We start from the raw sequence: 19,211 nt of genomic DNA, 5'->3' as shown, positions 1-19,211 counted from the left end.
ACATCATTCACCACTCATAATCAAACGCCAGACGATCCCAGTCCAGTTGTTTCAAGGTTTGTAATATTTTGTCATTGATCGGCAGTGCATAGTCATCCTGATACCACACGATGGTCAGACAGGACCCATCCATCTTGGGATCACGTGCGGCTTTAATCGATTCAAAGTACCCGATACAGCAAATCAAAGGTAACCACTCCGGATCGCGTTCCCATTCTTTTGGATAATGAGATTTCTGCTCTCGAAGAACATCCATATCACCGGGTTCACGTAGATAATCTCGACGTTGCGGCGGTATGAGATAAGGTTCACCCACAATCTGTCCATCTCGCGCAGCTCTGCGCAGATCATGTTCGATTCTCCAGTCATTTGTCTTTTTGTTTGGAACACCCTCGATTAATCCAGCATAAGTCAATGACTGCTCCAGCCGTTTCATAGTCAACTTACGACCTGATTCCTGCTGGAGCTTACAAGTCACGTGATAACTGAGATCGTATTCCATAGAAAACATCTCTTCTTAAAATCAGGCAGGGGAGCTAATTCAACAACTGTGTTCTCTTCTTTCGATTTATAACTCTTTTGCGGAAACCATGCTTTCCTCATACTTTTTCCAAGCCTGATCCTCAGACCGTACCACAAATGTTTGATCTGCTTTATGATAGAGATAGACACAACCGCAGTGCGGACAGATCGCATCCATTGATCGAACCAGTCGCAGCCTGGTTCCTGAATCATTCTCGTCGATGATCTTCTTTACGATCTCAGACCAGCGTTCATCTGCCAGCCGTAGCGCCTCAACTCCAATGACTTCAACACATTCCAGACAGACAAATTGATCCGCCAGTTTTCGCATCTGTCGCTTTTCACGTTGAGCCTGAATCAGGGAAACAGGCACGATGATTGGTAAGAGCAGAATGAAGATCAAGACTATGAAACCATCGGTTAATTTCTTAAGCATGCTAGACCAAACTGATTTCAAATATCACCACACGAGTACAACAACAAAGAAATAGATTAACAAAATATCCCTGAGTCTGCAGCGAGAACATGCAAAGCCAGGAATTTTCACACTATCCCGCCCCTCGATCCTCCGAAGGGGGATGCCCCAGCACTTGCCGATATTGGGTTGAGAACTGAAAGACACTCGCAAAGCCCAGCAGGTGCGCGGCTTCTCCCACGCGCAGGCCTTCCTGCTGCATCAGCCGCTGCGCAAACTCCATCCGCGCCCGCCTGAGATACTGTTTCGGACTCATCCCCAGTTGTGTTCGAAACAGCCGGCGCAGGTGAGGCTCCGAGAGTCCCGCTGTTTCTGCTAATTCGGAAATCCGATGATTTCGATCCGGGGCGGCTTCGATCAGACGCTTCACTTTCTGCAATCGCACATCGAGCGCGGGACCGACGTCTTGCACCACCTCGGGGAACATCAGCCTTACCGCTGCTGCCAGCAGACAACCGTCCGGGTCGCCCCGTTGCACGTGGATCGTTTTCAACAAAGCAATCAGAGCCGTCCGCTGCGGGTCCTGCTCCTCAAACTCAACGGCCCGCCGGTCCGTCAGCCGCTCTGAAGACTGGAATTCTACAAACAGATACGAAACCGGCTTCGAATCCGAATAGCGGTTCTCTCGCAAACCGGGTGAAAGCAGTCCCAGCCAGTTGGATTGCACCTCAAACTCTTCTCCCGAGATCCGAAACTCACCGTGTCCCGTCTCCACAAACAGAAACCGATAATGGTTGACCCGCCGGGGCCGGAGGTGTAGTTCCTGATGAAAGCGTACCCGGTTACTGGATATATAGTGCAATGGCTGTCCCATAGAAGAACCTTTCCAAATGATCGTTTTTGACAAACAAATAAACGATTCCGACATTCCTTGCAAGTGAGACGAACGCTAGGATGATTCATTATGACAAATGCGCTCCTCGCTAACTCGGTCCACTTTCGCCCGCTTGATCTGGCAGCGATCGTCGTCTACCTGACGCTGATGGCGGGTATGGGGGTCTGGTTTTCGCGTCGCAATCAGTCGACGGAACACTATTTTCTGGGCGATCGCAACTTTCCCGGCTGGGCCATTGGCCTCTCCATGTTAGGCACGTCGATCAGCTCCGTCACCTTTCTGGCATTCCCGGCCGCGGCCTACGCACTCGACTGGCGCCAGTTGATTTCCAACCTGACACTGCCACTGGTTGCCGTGCTGGCGATCATTGTTTTCATCCCGTTTTTCCGTCGCGGCAATACGACCAGCGCGTTCGAATATCTGGGCGATCGTTTCGGCACCGTCCCACGACTGTATGGCACACTCAGCTTCATCTTGCTGCAACTGATCCGCCTGGGGAAGGTCCTGTTTCTGGTTTCGATCCCCGTCAGCCTGCTCACCGGCTGGGACATTCGGCTGGTCATCATAGGCGTGGGTATCTTCATCTCGTTCTACACTATCGCCGGCGGTATCGAAGCTGTCATCTGGACCGACGTCATTCAAACCATCGTTCTCTGGCTGGGCGGCATCCTCTGTTTCACGATCATCATGCTACAACTTCCCGGCGGACTGGGGCAGGTCTTCGAAGTCGGCTCGGCCCAAGGCAAATTCAACGTCGGCTCGTTCGACTTCAATCTCACCGAACGCACCTTCTGGACCGTCGCACTGTTAGGCATCATCAACTGGCTCACAATTTACTCCAGCGACCAGAACGTCGTCCAGCGCTTCATCGCCGCCCGCAGTCTTCGAGAAGCCCGCAAAGCGACCACCCTATATTCGATTCTCGCCGTTTTCACCTGGTCCTTTTTCTTCCTGATCGGCACCTGCGTTTTCGTCTTCTATCAGATCCATCCCGATCCCGCCGTCAAAGATCTCCAGGCAGACGAAATCTTTCCCTGGTTTATCCTGACGCAGGTTCCCGCGGGACTGGCCGGTCTGGTGATTTCCGGCGTGATGGCCGCCGCCATGTCGAGCCTCGATTCTTCGATCAACTCGATTTCGACCGTCATGACTGTCGACTTACTCAAACCCTGGCTCGCGCCGGGCCGCGATGATCGCTTCTATCTGCGGATGGCACGCGCAATCGCTATCCTTGCTTCAGCCTTGATGATCGCGGGTGCGATTTTCTTCAGTTCCATCGAAAAGGAGAGTATGAACGACCTGAGCTGGATCATCGCGTCCGTCTTCGGCGGCTGTCTGCTAGGCCTGTTTATGCTCGGCTTCTTCACCCGCCGCATTGATAATACCGCTGCTATCATCGGTCTGGCCGGCGCGATTGTCGTCAATCTCTATCTCGGTCTCAGCACCGGTGGCTGGCTGCCGAATCACTGGACGCTACCTATTCATTCCTACTGGGTCGGAATTCTCGTCAATCTGGCGTTTATCTTCATCGCGGTTGCCGTGAGCCTCTTCCGCGGAGCCAATCCACGTGAACTGCACGGCTTAACGGTCTGGACGCTGAAGGAGCAACCATGAACGCAGCACTGCAGACCGACATCGCAATTTTGGGCGGCACACCCGGCGGCATCGCAGCAGCCATCGCAGCGGCCCGATTGGGACGCTCTGTATTGTTGATCGAACCACAGCCCCACATCGGCGGCATGTCGACCAGTGGTCTCGGCAAAAGTGACGTCGAACGGCGCGATCTGATCGGCGGCCTGTTCCAGGAATTCACAAGCCGCATCCACCAATATTATCTCAACCAATATGGACCCGATTCGGAAAATGCATCCCTCTGTCAGAACGGCTACTATTTCGAACCATCGGTGGCTGAAACGATTTTCAAAGAAATGTTGGCAACCGAATCGCAAATTACGCTGCTCAAAAACCACCGGCTGCACTCCGCAACGACCATCGAACACCGACTGACGGAAATCACTGTTTCTGAATACGAAATGGGCGAACAAAAAAGCATCCAGGCCCAGACCTTTATCGACGCGACCTACGAAGGCGATTTGCTCGCTGCCGCTGGTGCCGCATTTCGCTTGGGACGCGAAGCCCGCGATGAGTTCCACGAACCGCACGCCGGTAAAATCTATTTCGACTACCAGCAGCAGACCTTTCTTCCCGACAGCACGGGCAGGGGGGACGATCGGCTGCCCGCCTACACCTATCGCCTCAGTTTGACGACCAATCCCGCGAATGCGGCCCCGCTGACCGAGCCGCCCGCTGATTACGACCGTGCCCATTATCTGGGATACTTCGACGATCTCGCCGCGGGACGACTGGCAGGACCGACCTCCTTCAAACCGGGCCGCGGTTATGAACCGGCTCACTTTAATACATTGGTTCGGGCGCTGAGTGTCACACCATTGCCGAATCAGAAAACCGACGTAAATATCAATCCACGTCCGCTCGGCTTTCCGTTTCCCGAAGAAAACCGCGACTATGTGACCGGCGATGTCGCGACCCGCGACGCTATCTGCACACGCATTCGCAATCTGACGCTCGGCCTGCTCTGGTTTCTGCAACACGACGAACAGATTCCCGCCGATCAACGGGAACTCGCTCTACAATATCATCTGCCGAAAGATGAATTCACCGACAATGGCCATTTTCCATACCAGCTTTATATCCGCGAGGCACGCCGGCTGGTGGGGGAATTCACGCTCACCGAACGTCACATTACGCATCAACCAGAGCAGGGGATTGACGCGAGTGAAACAGAACCGTTTCCCGATACGATCGCCATCGGAGAATTTCCGATCGACAGTTTTCCCTGTCGCAAGCAACAACCGGGTGATACGATCGTGCTCGAAGGCTATCTCGGTATGCTCGATCACATCACGCGGCCTTATGAAATCCCGTATCGGATCATGATTCCGCAAACGATTGATGGACTGATCGTGCCCGTCGCCGCTTCCACTACACACGTCGCGTTTTCTTCCATTCGTATGGAACCGACGTGGATGGCGCTCGGGCAGGCCGCTGGCGTCGCCGCACATCTGGCAATGCAACATCAATGCCGCCTGCGAAACGTCCCGATCCAAGAATTACAAACCCAACTGGTCCATGACGGCCAGATCCTGAAACATCAGCCTGTGATTTCCCAATAAAGGAACCCGACTCATGAGAAACGACGTTCAAGCAATGTTCACAATCTTGACACTCTTGTTTTTGCTCGCCCCCACCTATGCTGCCGACAAAGCTAAGTCTCCGGTTCCGGTTCTCATTCTCCCCGGTTCGGGCACCGATACAAGTGCCATCGATTATTCAAAACTGCCTGTCCTCAAGGGTCAGCATGCCATCATCAATCCTGCGGCCCTCGGTCCTTATCCCAAAAAATCAGACAAAGTCGATCTGCACGACTTGCGACTCAACCTGCACAATTATCTGATCTATCACGACGGCAAATTCTGGTGCATCTGGAGCGATGGTCCGCGGATCGAAGACGAACCGACACAGGAAATTAAATATGCGACCAGTGACGATGGCCTGCACTGGAGCAAAGCAAAGTCGGTCACCGGCACGCCTGAAAAGCCACACGCCTTTATCGCCCGCGGCCTCTGGATTCGCGAGGGGAAACTGCTGGCACTGGCAGCAAAGTACCAGGGCCACGGTGCCTTCGGTCCCCCCGACAAAAAACACCTGGAACTGGTCGCCTATCGCTGGGAACCCGCACAGGACAAATGGGTTTTCGAGGGAAAGTTGTACGACAATGCGATTAACAATTTCCCGCCACAAAAACTTCCTTCGGATAACTGGATCCTGACCCGCCGCGATTCTCGATTCAATGTCAGCGTGCTCATTGGCGGCGTGAAAGCACTCAATGACTGGCAGTCTTTCCCCGTTGTCGGCGTCAAACAGGTCAAAGGATTCCGACCTGATGAACCGATTTTCTGGGTCCTGCCCGACAACAGCCTGTATGCACTCTTCCGTGATAACGGTGGCTCACAACGGTTGTTCTTCTCAACCTCGAAGGACGAAGGCCGTACCTGGGCTCCCCCGGTCCTCTCCAATTTCCCCAACGCCAGCAGCAAGCTGTTTTCACTCTCAACCAGTCACGGCTATCGAGTGCTCGTGCTCAACGCACATCCCGCCGTTAACCGCCGCGAACTCTATCTGGCGGTCAGCCCGGACAATAAAATATTTACACGCCTGGCAAAGCTGGAAATCCCCTCACCAGCAGAGTTACCCGAAGCAGTTACCACTCTCAAAAAGAAATTCAGTGCCGGCATCGCCAGTCTGCAGTATCCACACGTCATCGAGCACGACGGTTATCTCTACATCGCCTTCTCGCGAAATAAGGTCCAGACCGAAATGTTTCGCGTGAAACTGTCTGATATTGATGCCTTACTGAAAGATAACGATAGCTGAAGATCAGCAGAACAGACAATGCCCGCCGAGCAGACAGTCAATCCCGTCGGTTGCCAGATGCCACAAGCAGCCGACGGCGACCGCCCGCCAGCGCCAGGAGGGAATCAACAGCAAGGCGGCATACACGGCGGCCGCCCACCAGGTATGCAAGGGATGAAAGCCGAGACTGCAGCGGTGTGGATCAAAGATCGGATCGGCCAGCAGGTGATCGACGTCGATCAGCATCGTCGCCAGCATAATCAGCCCCGCCTGTACCCAGTGTTCTTTCCAGAACAGCCGCGCAATCAGAAACGGAACGAGCAGGTGACACGAATAATGAATCAGATGTCGCACGACATCTGGTACAGCTTCCATTCTCTCAGTGAATCCTTAAATCGGTTTACTTTATGAAATCGATAATCTCTTGAGCTTTACGGTCCCAAATGGCGAATGAGGACTCACCTAAGAATAAACTACTTTGCATCATACCCGGGCAGGAACTTGACGACAAACACGCCTTTGCCCTGTTCTTCATGGCTCCAGCGCATCATTTCGGTCATGCAGTCCATCAATCGATCGTAGTCTCCTACAACATAGGTCGACGTCGAACCTGATGTCACTCGCAGATCGGAATAACTCTGCAGTTTAGCAATGAATTCCTTGATCAGGGGTTTATAGTTTTCCTGGAGCGGATACATGCTGATTTCGGCGGTACTGATCATCGTTGAAAGCTCCTTATATTTAAATCCTGTCATAAATCAGGATGTTCTATGACTCAGTTATATTGATGGTATCAGACAGAAACCAACTGTCAATTAGAGACTCTGAACGCGATAGAGGCAGCTCTACCTTTTTCACGCGCTCTCATCGTTTTGGAGCAAGACTTCACGACGCGCAGGAATGACGTATTCACAATCATCCTTACCGGGAACCAGTTCTACGCCCGCCTTCTGCAGAAAGCGGACAAACCCGGTTCCAAACTCTGTAATGGTATCTTTTGGCCCAACATGACCGATCAAATATAATCCATCATCACGATAACCAGCAATCGGCTGTGCAAGCTGTTCTAAAGGCATGTGATACCAGAGCACCACATGCCAGTCATTTTGATCAGAACCGCTGAGTGCCGTCGCCTGTCCCGTGCGCCAGTCGACCGATTCGATCAAATTCGTCGCGACTTGCAGATAATAAAAATCCCGACCGAATAGCGTGTAACCAATCTGGAGTCGCTCCCCGTTTTGCAGAGCAGGGACTACACGTACAAAATGATGTCGCGAGAATACACCAAGTCGATTGACAAAATATTGACGAACGCCCCCTTCGAACTTCAAATTCAAGGCAATCACTGTCACCACCAGCATCAGCCAGCAGAGACTTGCCAGTACTGTCAAAAAAGGAATCTGCTGAGCCTGCATCAGATTCCGAAGAACAATCACCAGCAGTCCCACTCCCAGTGAATAACCGATTATTGACAGCACCGCTGTCCCGGGAGCGGGCAGGCGGAACTCATGCATCTGATCCGAATGGGAAGCGACCTGTGTCATACACACACCTGAATTGGTTTGGGTGCAGAACCGCGAGCCATCGTATGACGCCAGCGGGCGAATTCATTTCTGGCATACCTGTGATCCATTGTAACATTTACGCAGCACTCGAAAACGATTTTCCAAACTGAGGAGTCAGGAGGGATAAGTCTCTTTCTGGTAACAGCTTTGCTACATCGAGTTCACATTACGCAAGCCGCAACAAATACACCGGTTACAGCAAATCTATCAAGGCTAGCCACCGCGACTGGGGGATTTCCCCCATATTGAACTAATTTCACCCGGTGTTCATGTCGATAGTAAGCTATTAATAAGAGGCAACACAATTTTTCTAAGTCTTGCCAGCAGGCACTTTATCACATCACACATATCAACTTAATTTGTAAAGATTTACCGATAAGAGAGATTAGAATGATTGTCCGGAAAGATAAGGCGTTTACTGCTGTAACGGATGCAGGGGAAACGATCAATATTACCAGCTACAAGAAAGTCCGTCACGAGTACGATCTGAGAGTCGGCTTTTATGAAGTCGAAGACGATACCCGCTTCCTGCTGGACGAGTCTGGCAGACCCGTCAACTGCATTGAAAGAGGGAATTACCAGATCATTGATGGAGACGTTCTCATCGGCGCTGTTTCCGCTGACCCGAATGCACTTTAATTCGAACAGATTTGCGACCTTGAAATGACCGGGCAGGACGTCTTGCCCGGTCATTTTTTCTAACTCAAAAAGCCGCTGATAATACCAGCGCACCATGATCAACTGGGGATTTTCATCCGATTCCCACATTCGGTGCCACCGAAGGCCAGAGGACATCCAGATGATACACTTTTTCAGGACATTCCTGTTTTCTTCTGGTCTAGAGACATTATTTTCTTAAAATGAAACAAATCGAACTGACTTAGCGTATCAAACAAAACAGGCTGCTTTCCTGGAGCAATTCTCGTTGAGAATTGAGATCCTTGCATTCGATCTCAGTAAGAGAAACGGAACTTGAAATGAGCGAACCTGTGGCTGCTATCAATAAACCGTCAACGAAATCTTGGATTCTGGAACATAAAGTCAAACTGCTGGGCAGTGTTATTTTTGTCACATTCGCGATTTTTTTCGTGATGATATCACAACGGTCAGCATCGAAACAACGTGCAGTGAACCATCTCAGAACGATTGGCCTCGCAACCATCAATTATAGCTCAGGGGCCGCATCGAATTTGCCGATGGGTGGTACAACCGACTCGGCGGGAAATCCTCAACATGGCTGGATGACAGCCATTCTGCCTTTTACAGAGCAACGCGAACTGGCAGAACAGATTGACTATGATAAGCCGTGGACTGATCCGGAAAATGAACGCGTTTTCAAAACCAGCATCCCCGCTTATCTCAATCCCAATATTCAATCCCCGAAAATAAGTCCAGCAGGCTATGCCCTGTCTCACTATGCGGCAAACTCCCAGCTACTGGGGATCAACAAGAATGCCACGATTGCTGCCATCGCTGCGGCGGGGCGGACGTCAAATACAATCCTGTTGGGAGAAATTAACGCAAACTATCCTGCCTGGGGATCAGCCCAAAATATGCGAGACCCTGCAAAAGGGCTGAACGGCGGCCCTGACAGCTTTGGCAGCCCCTCAGGTGAAGGAGCGACTGTCATTTTCGTAGACGGCAGTGGCAAATTTCTGAACAAGAATATTGACCCTGTTATCCTCAAAGCCATCAGCAACCCCACCGGCAAAGGGCCAGTCCCCTCGAATGCCTTTTGACAGGCTGTTTCAAAAAGAGACTCAAAAGCGAAAACAGGCAGCCTGTCGTTGCACCGTAATGATTCGACAACCTACCCATAAGCTGGTACGATACAATTCTCAATCATTCATCGGCTGCGCATTCAATCCTAGCGGCAACGAGCCATGTGATCGCACTTGATTTTACACAACGGCACAGGAATAAATATGAGCGACGAACCACAACCCTTAAACATGCGTTGGTTTATTCCGCTGATGATGATCTTCATGAGCGGGTACCTGTTTTTTAAGGGACCTGCAAGCAATAACGCCCAGTTGATTTTTCGCGTTGGCACACTCCTGGTCGGCGTCATTCTGTTGCTGGTCTTGAACCTGCCCAAATCTGATTCGGGGACAAAGGACTAAGCTGGCAAGAACCATTAACAATGAAACACCGGCGAAATGAACCAGACAATCCCTTTAGCGTTTACCGGTGACCTGCTGTGCCGCCAACCGCCACGAGGTATTGATGTCGACACCACGCTCGCTCACTTCGCCATCATCACCTGTCTGGTTGATCCCGAACTGGTCCGGCCGCAAATTCACCCCCGTTTCCACCTGGATCTCATTGAACACGAAGGGCGTGAATGGGCGTTGCTCTCCGTTGTGCCATTTGTCGATCAGGATTTTCGCTTTGTCAACGTGCCTTGGCTGAAGTGGCGCTTCGGCCAGACCAACTATCGCGTTTACGTCACCGATTCCGAAACCGGCGAGCACGTTGCCTGGTTTATCGGCACTTCGCTCGACTCCTGGACCGTTTCCATCCCGCATTATCTCTGGAAGCTGCCCTGGCATCGTGCGCGAATTCGATTCGACTGTTCATTCGACGCTGACGCTCAGTGTTACTCAACCTACCGCATGCAAACCAGCAACAGCTGGGCCGACGCCGAAGTTGAACTGACTGATACCGGTCAGCCTCCAACAGAGCTCACTGGCTTTGACGATCTCGAAACCGGCCTGGTGATTTTGACACACCCACGAAAAGGCTTTTACTACCGTCGGGACGGCAGGATCGGCTCCTACGCCATCTGGCACGACCGCCTGCAGACAACAGTGGGACATGTAAAAACCGCCCGCTTCAAACTGCTCGAACGTCTGGGAATGGTCAAAGCAGGTGAAGCACCTCCAATTCACAGCGTCCTGATTCAGAATCAAACCGAATTCACAATTTATCTGCCACCGAGAATTGTGGACAGGGGAAGGAAATGAGTTAAGCCCCCTTCATTTACAACATGGTTCATTTCGAACATAAAGATCTGTGAGTATATGTCAAAAAGCCACTTCGCTTTTTTCAGTCTAATCCCTCCATGCAGACGGCAACAGAGTAACCTATAGTTTAATATCCTCTCTGCTTAATAATCTCTGGCGGCATCTGGTTTGCTGCATTTATTTTTATCTTAGTAGAAGGTCTCATACCTGATATGGAAGATGAACCAAAAGAAGAACGGCCGATCTTAGCATGTCGTGTGCTGCTGGTGGAGGATTTTCCCGACAGCCAAAGACTGATCTCGTACCATTTGAAACAAGCTGGTGCAGAGGTTTTCTTTGCTGACAATGGTCAGATCGCATTAGAGCTTGCTTTGGAAGCGCGTGATCACGGTCTCCCGTTTGATATCATTCTTATGGATATCCAGATTCCGGTATTCGATGGCAATGAAGCAACAAAAATTTTGCGTGAAGCGGATCTGAGAATCCCCATCATTGCGATTACGGCTCACGATGACCTTTACAATCGTGATGAATGCATGCAAGCCGGCTGTGATGAATACTTAACCAAACCCGTCGATTCAGAAGAACTGATCGATACAGTGGCGCAGTATATGCAAACTCACGAAAAACTTCGCAATCGTGCGACTAATGTTTGAATCGAATTCGATGGACTCTCCAGCCATCCGTCACAAATTCAGCACATTGTCATCCTCAGCTTCGTCAGCGAAGTTTTCAAACACCTTCTTAAGTTCGTCCCATTCTTTTATCCCTGTCGTTTGATTCTTCATTTTCTTCCCCATGCAGAATGCCGGGGTCACTGGAACTGATGGTCCGTTAACGGCTTTTTTTATGCGGTTGTTTCAGGACGATGCTCTACGCAGCCTTGCCCATAATTAATCGAATCGAATTCGCGTGAGCCTGTCAGCGAACTCTTCAAATCGGCAGCCGCGTCCAGTGAGTCTACATCAAGAATCATTGTGACGCTGATCGAACCATTCGGTAAACGATATTCAGGAGGACGATCATCACAAAAGTAAAAGCCGATCTTTGCCCTGAGTGCTGGGATAAAGCGGTCCTGGAAATAGTTCGTGTCGTAAATCGCCGCCGATTTGTTGGCAGCCAATCCATAATCCTGATTTAACCGATTGAGTAACGTATCAAAACCGATATCGGGCGGAACGACGAATCCGATGGCGCATCGTCGGTAGCAATGAGGCCACGGATCGAAAAAGGGAAAGGAGTAATGTTGTCGCTGACAGTAATACTCGAACAAATCAGAGAGTGAGTCGCCGACTCGAAACACGGTATCGTCATCATGTGGCAACCCGAAGATCGTGGGGCCAAACCGCTCGCAGGTAACGTAGCTATAACCGTTGTCATCACCAGCAATAACCATACAGGTTTTGAGATCCGTTGGATTAATGATTTCGTCTTTCCAGCCACCCTGCTGCATGCCCTCAACCAGCAACTCAAATTTCGACGCTTCGGTCCAGTATTGAGCTCGGGTACCAGCTGAATGGACCGAGAGACCATCACAGAATGAGCCGACGCCATGTTGAGCGATAAACTCAACGTAGCCCTTCGGGTGCATCTCACGCGGATAGTTCGAATCAAACTCGATCTCACGCGGATGCAAAAGGTCCGTCACAAGTAATGGGTTTTTGCTGTCAGTGTTTTCCATCTTGCCAGTTCACTTACCTTTCACTTGTACGCCCACGTTCCAATTAAAAGCCGACGGGCAACGAAAACAGGATTTGGTTTGATTTAACGCGTCTTCATGAGAAAAAAAGTCCCAATATCGTTGGGCGAGGATGAACGATAACCGCCGGCAATTCGTGTAAACTCACTGTCTGCGGTGGATACATAATCGATTGTCTGCGCGCCACTTTCGGCCCCCGCTTTGAACTTGAAGGTCACTTGAGGAGGGAGAAGGACCGGGTCATCGGCATTATCTCCCGAGGTCGTTCCTGATGCATCGACTAGTCCTTCCATCTCCATCGGCACAAAACGTCCCATGCGATAGAGACTGGTAACCTTGTAATACACGAAGGCCTTTACCTTGAATGGCTCTCCTTTAGGCAAGGGGGAAGGAAGTTCGACCAGAATGCGTCCCGCCACGATTGGTACACAATGGCTCTTCCACGTACCTGCGTAATTACAGAGCCTGGCGTCCTTTGGCCTTCCCATAGCGAACCGGATTGAATCAACAATTCGAACCGCAAGCCAAAGTACGACGATCACAAGTGCGAGATAAGAAATAATACGGATCACCTTCTTCGTTTCTCTGGCAGAATCGGTTCTTCAACTGAATCGAATTGTCCTCGATGATGCTGAGCCTTCTGAACATGATATCAGCCACGAAGTACTTTTCAATCGATCGCGCTCTGACGTATAAAATAAAACAGACCAGGAAAAGAAATCAGAAGTGTCCGGGGAGCTTTAGTGGTAATGAGCATAGTAATACGCACGATTACTGGACCGGTCAAATGCAGCGTAAACACCACGATCTTCTTTCCTCCAACGATAGTACAAACCTTCCAATATCGTTACATAATCCGATCCATTCAAATCGGAACTAAGATTGTTATATCGACGAATGGAGAAGGGGGCAGTGATAGGCTGTAGTGAAACAGCTGCCGCCTGGGATTCAAAAGAACCGATTCCAGTATCAACCCATTTTATAAATGCGGCCTCATCGATTGTGAATTCGCAGGCAATCGTTCCCCGGCCCCCCTGACAGTACGATACGTTGCTGGCAGTTGCCGGGATTCTGCAAGGGACTCGGTTAGCGGGAACATTTTCCGCATACTGAGGCAGCGTCGATTGGATAAAATAGATTGTCATTAGAGTTACTGCAATGATTGCAATCAATCCAGCAAGAAGATCACGTAACAGAAAACGGGGTTTATCGACAGAGTCTGAATTCTGGGAATAGCTGCTTTTCATTTGCCGCGACCACCGTAAGTTAAACCATCCAAAAACCAAAGCCACCATTCCAAACAGGAGCGGTGGAATAAGGTACGAACCCCACGGTATTCCCAACGGATCGAAAAGCAGATTGCTTAACGTCACTCCGAAACAAAATAATGAAAACCCGCCTACAGCAAAAAGGATTTTAGCAGAGGTGAGTGCAGCTGACTCGTTTGCGTGAAATGTGCCTCGAAATTGATGGAAGCTCAAGACGACCGGAATGGGAAGTAAAATGGCGCCGCCGATAAGAGAGCAGGGGTTCCAGGTCACCGCAACCATCGCCGCGATCGATGCTGAGATCAGAACCAGGCAAGCGCCGAATGTTATTACAGAGCAGACAACCAACAGAATTGACGGCTTAGGTTTGAGAGCGTGATTCAATTCGAACATTCCGTCATCATTTTTCTTTAAATTATCATGAATCTTTTCGTAAAATCCCATTTTTGATACAAGATAATACCTATCACACTAAACAAATACACTGAATCACAAGAAGCGGATATTTGATGTGCAGAGTCAATCTGTCAGTCATTTTCAGGCAGAGTGAATCGGTCCCGGCCACTGTGGTTCCGCCTATTATAGTAGCTCCATATATTCCAGTATATGACAATAAATTTCTCGCTTCGCGCCGACCTCACGGTATCTTTTGACCGCTGTTTCTTTCGCCAGAATAGCACTCTCTCCGATTTTCAACCAATGGTTTGCATTTTTTTCTGGTCCTCCGTATAGTCTGAACGGCCTGATGCTCCAGCTACTGTTCATTGAATGGGGTAGTTGATGTCAGGTGTCCACCTGCGACTCATTGTGGACACCCGAATCAAGACAACAATTCGGGTTTTCGATACCAGAATCAGTTTATGTTGAAGCGGATTGTCAAGAATTACACCTGGAGAGGGATCAATGATATCTTGTCACGAAAGTCGGAAGCGGTTACAGCGTCGAGGCGGTTTCACACTGATTGAGCTCCTCGTGGTCATCGCGATTATTGGTATGCTTGTCGCGCTGCTCTTGCCTGCGGTTCAGCAGGCGCGTGCGGCCGCCCGTCGCGCTCAGTGCAAAAATCACCTCAAGCAATTAGGGCTGGCATTACACAATTTTGCCTCGACTTACGACGGCGACTTTCCGTTGATTGGAATTCACGCTGGTGACCCGGGTGAGTATCGCTCGTGGGCGGTCACGTTGTTGCCGTACCTCGAACAGGGCAACGTTTATGAATCCTTGAAACAAAACCCGACATTCGATCTGAGTACTGTCTCGGTCCCTGTTTACGGCTGTCCCGATGACGGCTCGGCATCAGGTGTACCGGGCCAATTGACCTACGTGGTCAATTTTGGTTATGCGGGCCGCAGTTCGATCAACGGGACCCCGATCGCACCCGGATTCATCCAAAAGCCTGGTTTTGTCCATCCGAGTGTTTCGTTTAGTGTCATCGCCACCAACCGCCATAATACGGAGACATCCGACGGCGGCTGGGTGACAGGAATGTTCTGGTCTGACAAGCATGTTAATATTTCGTACGTCAACGTAGGTGACGGTACGTCGAATACGGTGGCGATGACAGAGAATATTTATGCCGGCAATTTGGGAGAGTCTGTGATCTATCCCGGCAGCAGTCTTCCGGTCTCCGGAAATCCTGGTTTGTGCCAGGTTGCCTTCGGCATTGGTGACGACGGCATCTGGCTGGAAGGGGAGTCGTCGGCCGGTAACGACACAGCCTCTCCCACATCGCTGAAGATCGTCAGAACCGATCTGGAACGTTACGGAATCAACGCGGCCGTTTCACATTCCGCTGGCGGATCGGAAGGCTTGATGCCCGCTCCCAATTCACGGCACACCGGCGGTGTGAACATGCTGTGGGTCGATGGTCGCGTGACATTCGTGAGCGAGAACATCAACCAGGAAGTCTATGCAGAGTCACTGACGTGGAACGGTGGTAACCAGACCGGCGGGACTTCCAGGGAATATTGATCAACTTGTTTGCATTCCTTTCGCACGCAATTAATTCGCCATTCATCCCACATCACATTTGAATCATGTCCCGCGGCCGTGACTGCGCGCTGTTTGTCCTCGCGCAAACAGCCTCTGAAATTCATCGGCATAGGGGCAAGGAGTTCTGGTGATCCGTGAATCCCAGTGGTCATGCTGCGGGTGCAGTTATAGATAACGCCAATTGATAATAGACAGAAATCCTGATAGATTTAGCCAGGATGAAATTCTGTCTATCAAACGTTATCCGGCAAAGGCACAGCGACAACAACGATCACAAAGGAGACATTACCGCCCGGTGATCTTGGTCGTTAGAAAGCCTCATAAAAATCACGCAATAGACTCCTAAGGATATCTTATAAATGGCAGAGTCTTTCAATTACATTGAAATTGTTCTCTGGAGTCTGTTCGGATTTGTAATGCTACTTAAGTCACGAGACTCAAATCCGAACCAGATACACATATTCTATCTTTCCTCAATCGCGTTCTTTATATTTGCAATGAGCGACTATATCGAAATCCAAACGGGCGCATGGTGGAAACCATGGTGGTTATTTGCAATGAAAGCCTCATGTGTCATCACTTTCCTATTTTGTATTTTCAAATACTTTAAAACGAAATCAAAAGTATAAATCCATTCGCTTTCTAAGCAATCATTGCACCGGAACGGTCTCCGCTTCACTCCGACAAACTGGTGGATACCGTTCCCCTGGCAATTCCGTCGAAAAATTCGTACTCATCTATTGGGATCATGCATTCCTAGCTTTCGGATCTATCTTTATTTGGAATGACGACAGCAATCGGATTCGCTTCAGGAATATCGACGTTTCTCCCCCAGAGTACACAGACACATCAACCAGGAGTCGATCCGCAATAAAACCGGTAGGAAGTCTGACATTTCATCAATAAAAGTTGATTCTTTACGATCTCCCCTTAAGATATACACAAGACCAGGATGGATCAATTGATTTAGTTTTTCGTCGTTATCTTTGTATATAGATCAAGGAGTCCGCCGTCAGCTTCGATAGGTGGAAGAAGAATGTTGCGATGCATTAGTCGTATCGGTGTTCCCTGACGATTGCCGCAGTTAGGGACTGACCTTATTGCGAATGATTAAGTTTGTAACGGAATGCCGTACGCCGTCACCAGTAGCGGGGACTGCGTGCGGTGAGATTTCCTTCAAGAATAGGATCGAACGAATCATGAATCGAAAATGTTCTCAACGACACGTAATCTGGAATTGTACCGTCGTCATATTGGCGGCAACAGTGGTTTTGCCGTTGTCAGTTATGCCAGGCACGAGCAATGCGAAAGGAGACCAACCGTCTGAAAAGGCGAACGACACTTCCAAACCGCGTTCGCAAAATGCCGCTGCCCCTCAAACGAACCGAGAGGCGAAAATTGAAAAATTGACGCAGATTGAATTTCCGCGTGATGAGCCGAACAAATTCGATGGCATTGACCAAATCGAATTTTCGGCTGACGGCAAGTCGCTCTACGTTGCCGCTCATCGAGTCGGGAATCTGGGACTCCTGGGGCGCAAGCCGACATCATATTGGATCGAACACTGGGATGTATCGAACTGGAAGAAGCTGGCAACGTTGAAAGATTTTGCAGCGCCGTTTGCCACCGTGGGCGATAGCAAAACCATAATTGCTTTGCCGACACAGGATTCCCAGGGAGGTCCACCGTATGGACGTATTGGCAAGTTCGCAACTTACGACCTGAAGCAGGGTACGATTTCTCATACGTTTGATGTCAAATCGGGATATATCTGCGGGCTCGCCTGTTCCCCTGATGGACAATCTGTCGTTTCCTGTTCCAGAGCGGACGCAACCAATCCCTATCGTTGGATCAATGGCCATGTCATTTCGTGGAACATCAACGGTCGCCAACGGTGGGGACACCACTGGGATTCGGTTCATCTCTCAGTTGTGGATTGGTCATCAGAAGGAAGTTTCATTTTTGGCGTAGGGCCTGGTGGAGTTTTTGCGTGGCATACGGAATCGGGTGCGACCGCTTGGGAACGCAACGATCACAACAATAATGTTGAATCGCTCGCTTGTTCGGATGACGGCCGGTATGTGGTTACCGGAAGCTACAGCAATCCCGCGTTAGGTTTCGGCTTGTTAGGCCGATTGTATTCTGAGATCAAAATCAGGAATGCCAAAGACGGAAAGCCGATCCGCACTGTAAAACTCTATCACAAAGGAGTGGTACGCCCCCTGGATCTGGCCATCGATCCAGATAGTCGTTCGATCGCAGTGGCACTTGGTAGTTACAATCGTGGGCAAAAATGGGGAGAGGTGCGAATTGTCGATATTGAAAGCGGCGAGACGACGGCGACATTGTTAAAAAATCACCCGCAGCCGGTCACCTCGGTGGCCTACTCACCAAACGGTCAGTTGATCGCAGCCGGAACTGCCGACGGACTCCTTAAGCTATGGGAGATTCGGCCCAATGATCGAAATGTCATCGAGGGCGCGCTTGCGGATGAGCTCAGCGAGATTCTATTGGGTGACGACTTTTTGGACGGTTTAGGCGAAGCGATCACACAGGAACTCCGCGAGAAACTGGAACTGAATTCGGAGATGGAATGGAAGCTGTTTCAACGCGTGGACAACCATTTTCCGTCCGAAATATTCGTAACCGGCCCACAAAATACACCTTGACGTGTATCGTATTCTGCATGTGTTTTAACCACCAGCATATTCAGGAGCGAAAGCGATGCCCGCATCCCAGCCAACCCCGCGTGCCGACCAGCGACGGAACCCGAACCGTGAAGCGTTCTGGCGACAAACCCTTTCTGACCGACTGCAGTCCGGACTCTCGATCCGTGCCTTCTGTCAGCGTGAGGGACTCAGCGAACCAGCTTACCACTACTGGCGACGGGAACTGAAAAAGCGGGATGCCGAGACAACCGCTGCAGCTTCCTTTCTGCCCGTTGAAGTCCAACTCCCTGCCACGCCGATTGAAATCGTGTTCTCACAGGGCACCTCGGTTCGCGTCGGAAACGGCTGTGATCAAACCACGCTCGAAACCGTGCTCGCCGCGCTGGAGCAGCGCGCATGCTGAATCTGCCCACCCGCATTTATTTCTGCACGGTCCCCACCGATATGCGCAAAAGTTTTGACGGCCTCCTGCGAATGACCGAAGTCTACCTGCAGCAAAACGTACTCGACGGGGGACTATTTGTGTTTCTCAACAAAAAACAGGATCGGATCAAGCTGCTGTACTGGGACCACGATGGTCTGGCCATCTGGTATAAACGGCTGGAAGCGGGCACATATCAGCGTCTCTCCAGCCCGGAGGGCACACATGGCCTACAACTGTCCTCAATCGACCTGGGGCTCCTGCTGCAGGGCATCGACCTGACCAGCGTGCAGCGCAGAAAACGCTATCAGATTTCAGAAAAAGTATCGACTTCATAAAAAAACAGTTCCCGCCTGACAACGATT

The 19,211-nt window shown here is 50.5% G+C and carries 21 protein-coding genes; 12 read left to right on the top strand and 9 right to left on the bottom strand.

Annotation, left to right across the window (positions count from 1 at the left end; genetic code table 11):
• Positions 1–7: 7 nt before the first annotated feature.
• From Enr17x_RS14125 to Enr17x_RS14115, 3 genes are all read right to left on the bottom strand, one after another.
• On the bottom strand, positions 8–502 hold the full coding sequence (locus tag Enr17x_RS14125) for a hypothetical protein (RefSeq protein WP_145309740.1): 495 nt from the start codon (positions 500–502) through the stop codon (positions 8–10).
• A 66-nt stretch (positions 503–568) separates the two neighbouring features.
• Positions 569–958 (bottom strand): hypothetical protein, encoded by a 390-nt coding sequence (locus Enr17x_RS14120; protein ID WP_145309738.1) that lies wholly within the window; start codon positions 956–958, stop codon positions 569–571.
• Positions 959–1,070: 112 nt separating this feature from the next.
• Entirely contained in the window at positions 1,071–1,811 is a 741-nt protein-coding gene (locus Enr17x_RS14115) for an AraC family transcriptional regulator (RefSeq protein WP_198001150.1), read from the bottom strand.
• 90 nt (positions 1,812–1,901) lie between these two features.
• Between Enr17x_RS14115 and Enr17x_RS14110 the strand changes: the two genes are divergently transcribed.
• The 3 genes from Enr17x_RS14110 to Enr17x_RS14100 are packed head-to-tail and all read left to right on the top strand — an operon-like array spanning position 1,902 to position 6,287.
• Complete coding sequence (locus Enr17x_RS14110) at positions 1,902–3,446, top strand: sodium:solute symporter (protein ID WP_145309734.1); 1,545 nt, start codon at positions 1,902–1,904, stop codon at positions 3,444–3,446.
• Positions 3,443–5,026 (top strand): FAD-dependent oxidoreductase, encoded by a 1,584-nt coding sequence (locus Enr17x_RS14105; protein ID WP_145309731.1) that lies wholly within the window; start codon positions 3,443–3,445, stop codon positions 5,024–5,026. Before Enr17x_RS14110 ends, Enr17x_RS14105 begins: the two co-directional genes overlap by 4 nt.
• Positions 5,027–5,039: 13 nt before the next feature.
• Positions 5,040–6,287 (top strand): exo-alpha-sialidase, encoded by a 1,248-nt coding sequence (locus Enr17x_RS14100; RefSeq protein WP_145309729.1) that lies wholly within the window; start codon positions 5,040–5,042, stop codon positions 6,285–6,287.
• A gap of 3 nt (positions 6,288–6,290) precedes the next feature.
• Here Enr17x_RS14100 and Enr17x_RS14095 read toward each other — a convergent pair whose 3' ends face one another.
• From Enr17x_RS14095 to Enr17x_RS14085, 3 genes are all read right to left on the bottom strand, one after another.
• Positions 6,291–6,641 carry a DUF6122 family protein gene (locus Enr17x_RS14095; protein WP_145309727.1) on the bottom strand — a complete coding sequence of 117 codons (351 nt, stop codon included), beginning with the start codon at positions 6,639–6,641 and terminating at the stop codon, positions 6,291–6,293.
• Between the two features lie 98 nt (positions 6,642–6,739).
• Positions 6,740–6,988, bottom strand: a complete 249-nt coding sequence (locus Enr17x_RS14090; RefSeq protein ID WP_145309725.1) for a histidine kinase — start codon at positions 6,986–6,988, stop codon at positions 6,740–6,742.
• Positions 6,989–7,120: 132 nt separating this feature from the next.
• Positions 7,121–7,810, bottom strand: a complete 690-nt coding sequence (locus Enr17x_RS14085; RefSeq protein WP_145309722.1) for a hypothetical protein — start codon at positions 7,808–7,810, stop codon at positions 7,121–7,123.
• A gap of 411 nt (positions 7,811–8,221) precedes the next feature.
• Between Enr17x_RS14085 and Enr17x_RS14080 the strand changes: the two genes are divergently transcribed.
• From Enr17x_RS14080 to Enr17x_RS14060, 5 genes are all read left to right on the top strand, one after another.
• Positions 8,222–8,470, top strand: coding sequence for a hypothetical protein (locus Enr17x_RS14080; RefSeq protein ID WP_145309720.1), 249 nt, complete (start codon positions 8,222–8,224; stop codon positions 8,468–8,470).
• A gap of 338 nt (positions 8,471–8,808) precedes the next feature.
• A complete protein-coding gene (locus tag Enr17x_RS14075; protein ID WP_145309718.1) occupies positions 8,809–9,570 on the top strand; it encodes a DUF1559 family PulG-like putative transporter in 762 nt (253 codons plus the stop codon).
• A gap of 186 nt (positions 9,571–9,756) precedes the next feature.
• Positions 9,757–9,954 carry a hypothetical protein gene (locus Enr17x_RS14070; protein ID WP_145309716.1) on the top strand — a complete coding sequence of 66 codons (198 nt, stop codon included), beginning with the start codon at positions 9,757–9,759 and terminating at the stop codon, positions 9,952–9,954.
• A 36-nt stretch (positions 9,955–9,990) separates the two neighbouring features.
• Positions 9,991–10,797 (top strand): DUF2071 domain-containing protein, encoded by an 807-nt coding sequence (locus Enr17x_RS14065; RefSeq protein ID WP_145309714.1) that lies wholly within the window; start codon positions 9,991–9,993, stop codon positions 10,795–10,797.
• Between the two features lie 212 nt (positions 10,798–11,009).
• A complete protein-coding gene (locus tag Enr17x_RS14060; RefSeq protein ID WP_145309712.1) occupies positions 11,010–11,453 on the top strand; it encodes a response regulator in 444 nt (147 codons plus the stop codon).
• 191 nt (positions 11,454–11,644) lie between these two features.
• On the opposite strand, the gene Enr17x_RS14055 is transcribed toward Enr17x_RS14060, so the two are convergent.
• From Enr17x_RS14055 to Enr17x_RS14045, 3 genes are all read right to left on the bottom strand, one after another.
• Positions 11,645–12,478, bottom strand: a complete 834-nt coding sequence (locus Enr17x_RS14055; RefSeq protein WP_145309710.1) for a hypothetical protein — start codon at positions 12,476–12,478, stop codon at positions 11,645–11,647.
• An 83-nt stretch (positions 12,479–12,561) separates the two neighbouring features.
• The gene (locus tag Enr17x_RS14050) at positions 12,562–12,915 is read right to left on the bottom strand and encodes a hypothetical protein (protein ID WP_145309708.1); all 354 of its coding nucleotides are present in this window, start codon (positions 12,913–12,915) and stop codon (positions 12,562–12,564) included.
• A 321-nt stretch (positions 12,916–13,236) separates the two neighbouring features.
• On the bottom strand, positions 13,237–14,046 hold the full coding sequence (locus tag Enr17x_RS14045) for a hypothetical protein (RefSeq protein WP_145309706.1): 810 nt from the start codon (positions 14,044–14,046) through the stop codon (positions 13,237–13,239).
• Between the two features lie 621 nt (positions 14,047–14,667).
• On the opposite strand from Enr17x_RS14045, the gene Enr17x_RS14040 reads away from it, so the two are divergent.
• From Enr17x_RS14040 to tnpB, 4 genes are all read left to right on the top strand, one after another.
• Positions 14,668–15,735, top strand: a complete 1,068-nt coding sequence (locus Enr17x_RS14040; protein ID WP_145309703.1) for a DUF1559 family PulG-like putative transporter — start codon at positions 14,668–14,670, stop codon at positions 15,733–15,735.
• A 1,220-nt stretch (positions 15,736–16,955) separates the two neighbouring features.
• Positions 16,956–18,425 (top strand): WD40 repeat domain-containing protein, encoded by a 1,470-nt coding sequence (locus Enr17x_RS14035; protein ID WP_198001148.1) that lies wholly within the window; start codon positions 16,956–16,958, stop codon positions 18,423–18,425.
• Between the two features lie 55 nt (positions 18,426–18,480).
• Positions 18,481–18,828 carry an IS66 family insertion sequence element accessory protein TnpA gene (gene tnpA / locus Enr17x_RS14030; RefSeq protein ID WP_145305627.1) on the top strand — a complete coding sequence of 116 codons (348 nt, stop codon included), beginning with the start codon at positions 18,481–18,483 and terminating at the stop codon, positions 18,826–18,828.
• Positions 18,822–19,184: an IS66 family insertion sequence element accessory protein TnpB gene (gene tnpB / locus Enr17x_RS14025; protein ID WP_145305628.1), complete on the top strand. Its 363-nt coding sequence runs from the start codon at positions 18,822–18,824 to the stop codon at positions 19,182–19,184. Before tnpA ends, tnpB begins: the two co-directional genes overlap by 7 nt.
• Positions 19,185–19,211: the final 27 nt, after the last annotated feature.

Source organism: Gimesia fumaroli (assembly GCF_007754425.1).
GTDB lineage: Bacteria > Planctomycetota > Planctomycetia > Planctomycetales > Planctomycetaceae > Gimesia > Gimesia fumaroli.
The sequence above is the reverse complement of the archived record's forward strand: the minus strand, read 5'-3'. Positions and strand labels throughout refer to the sequence as shown.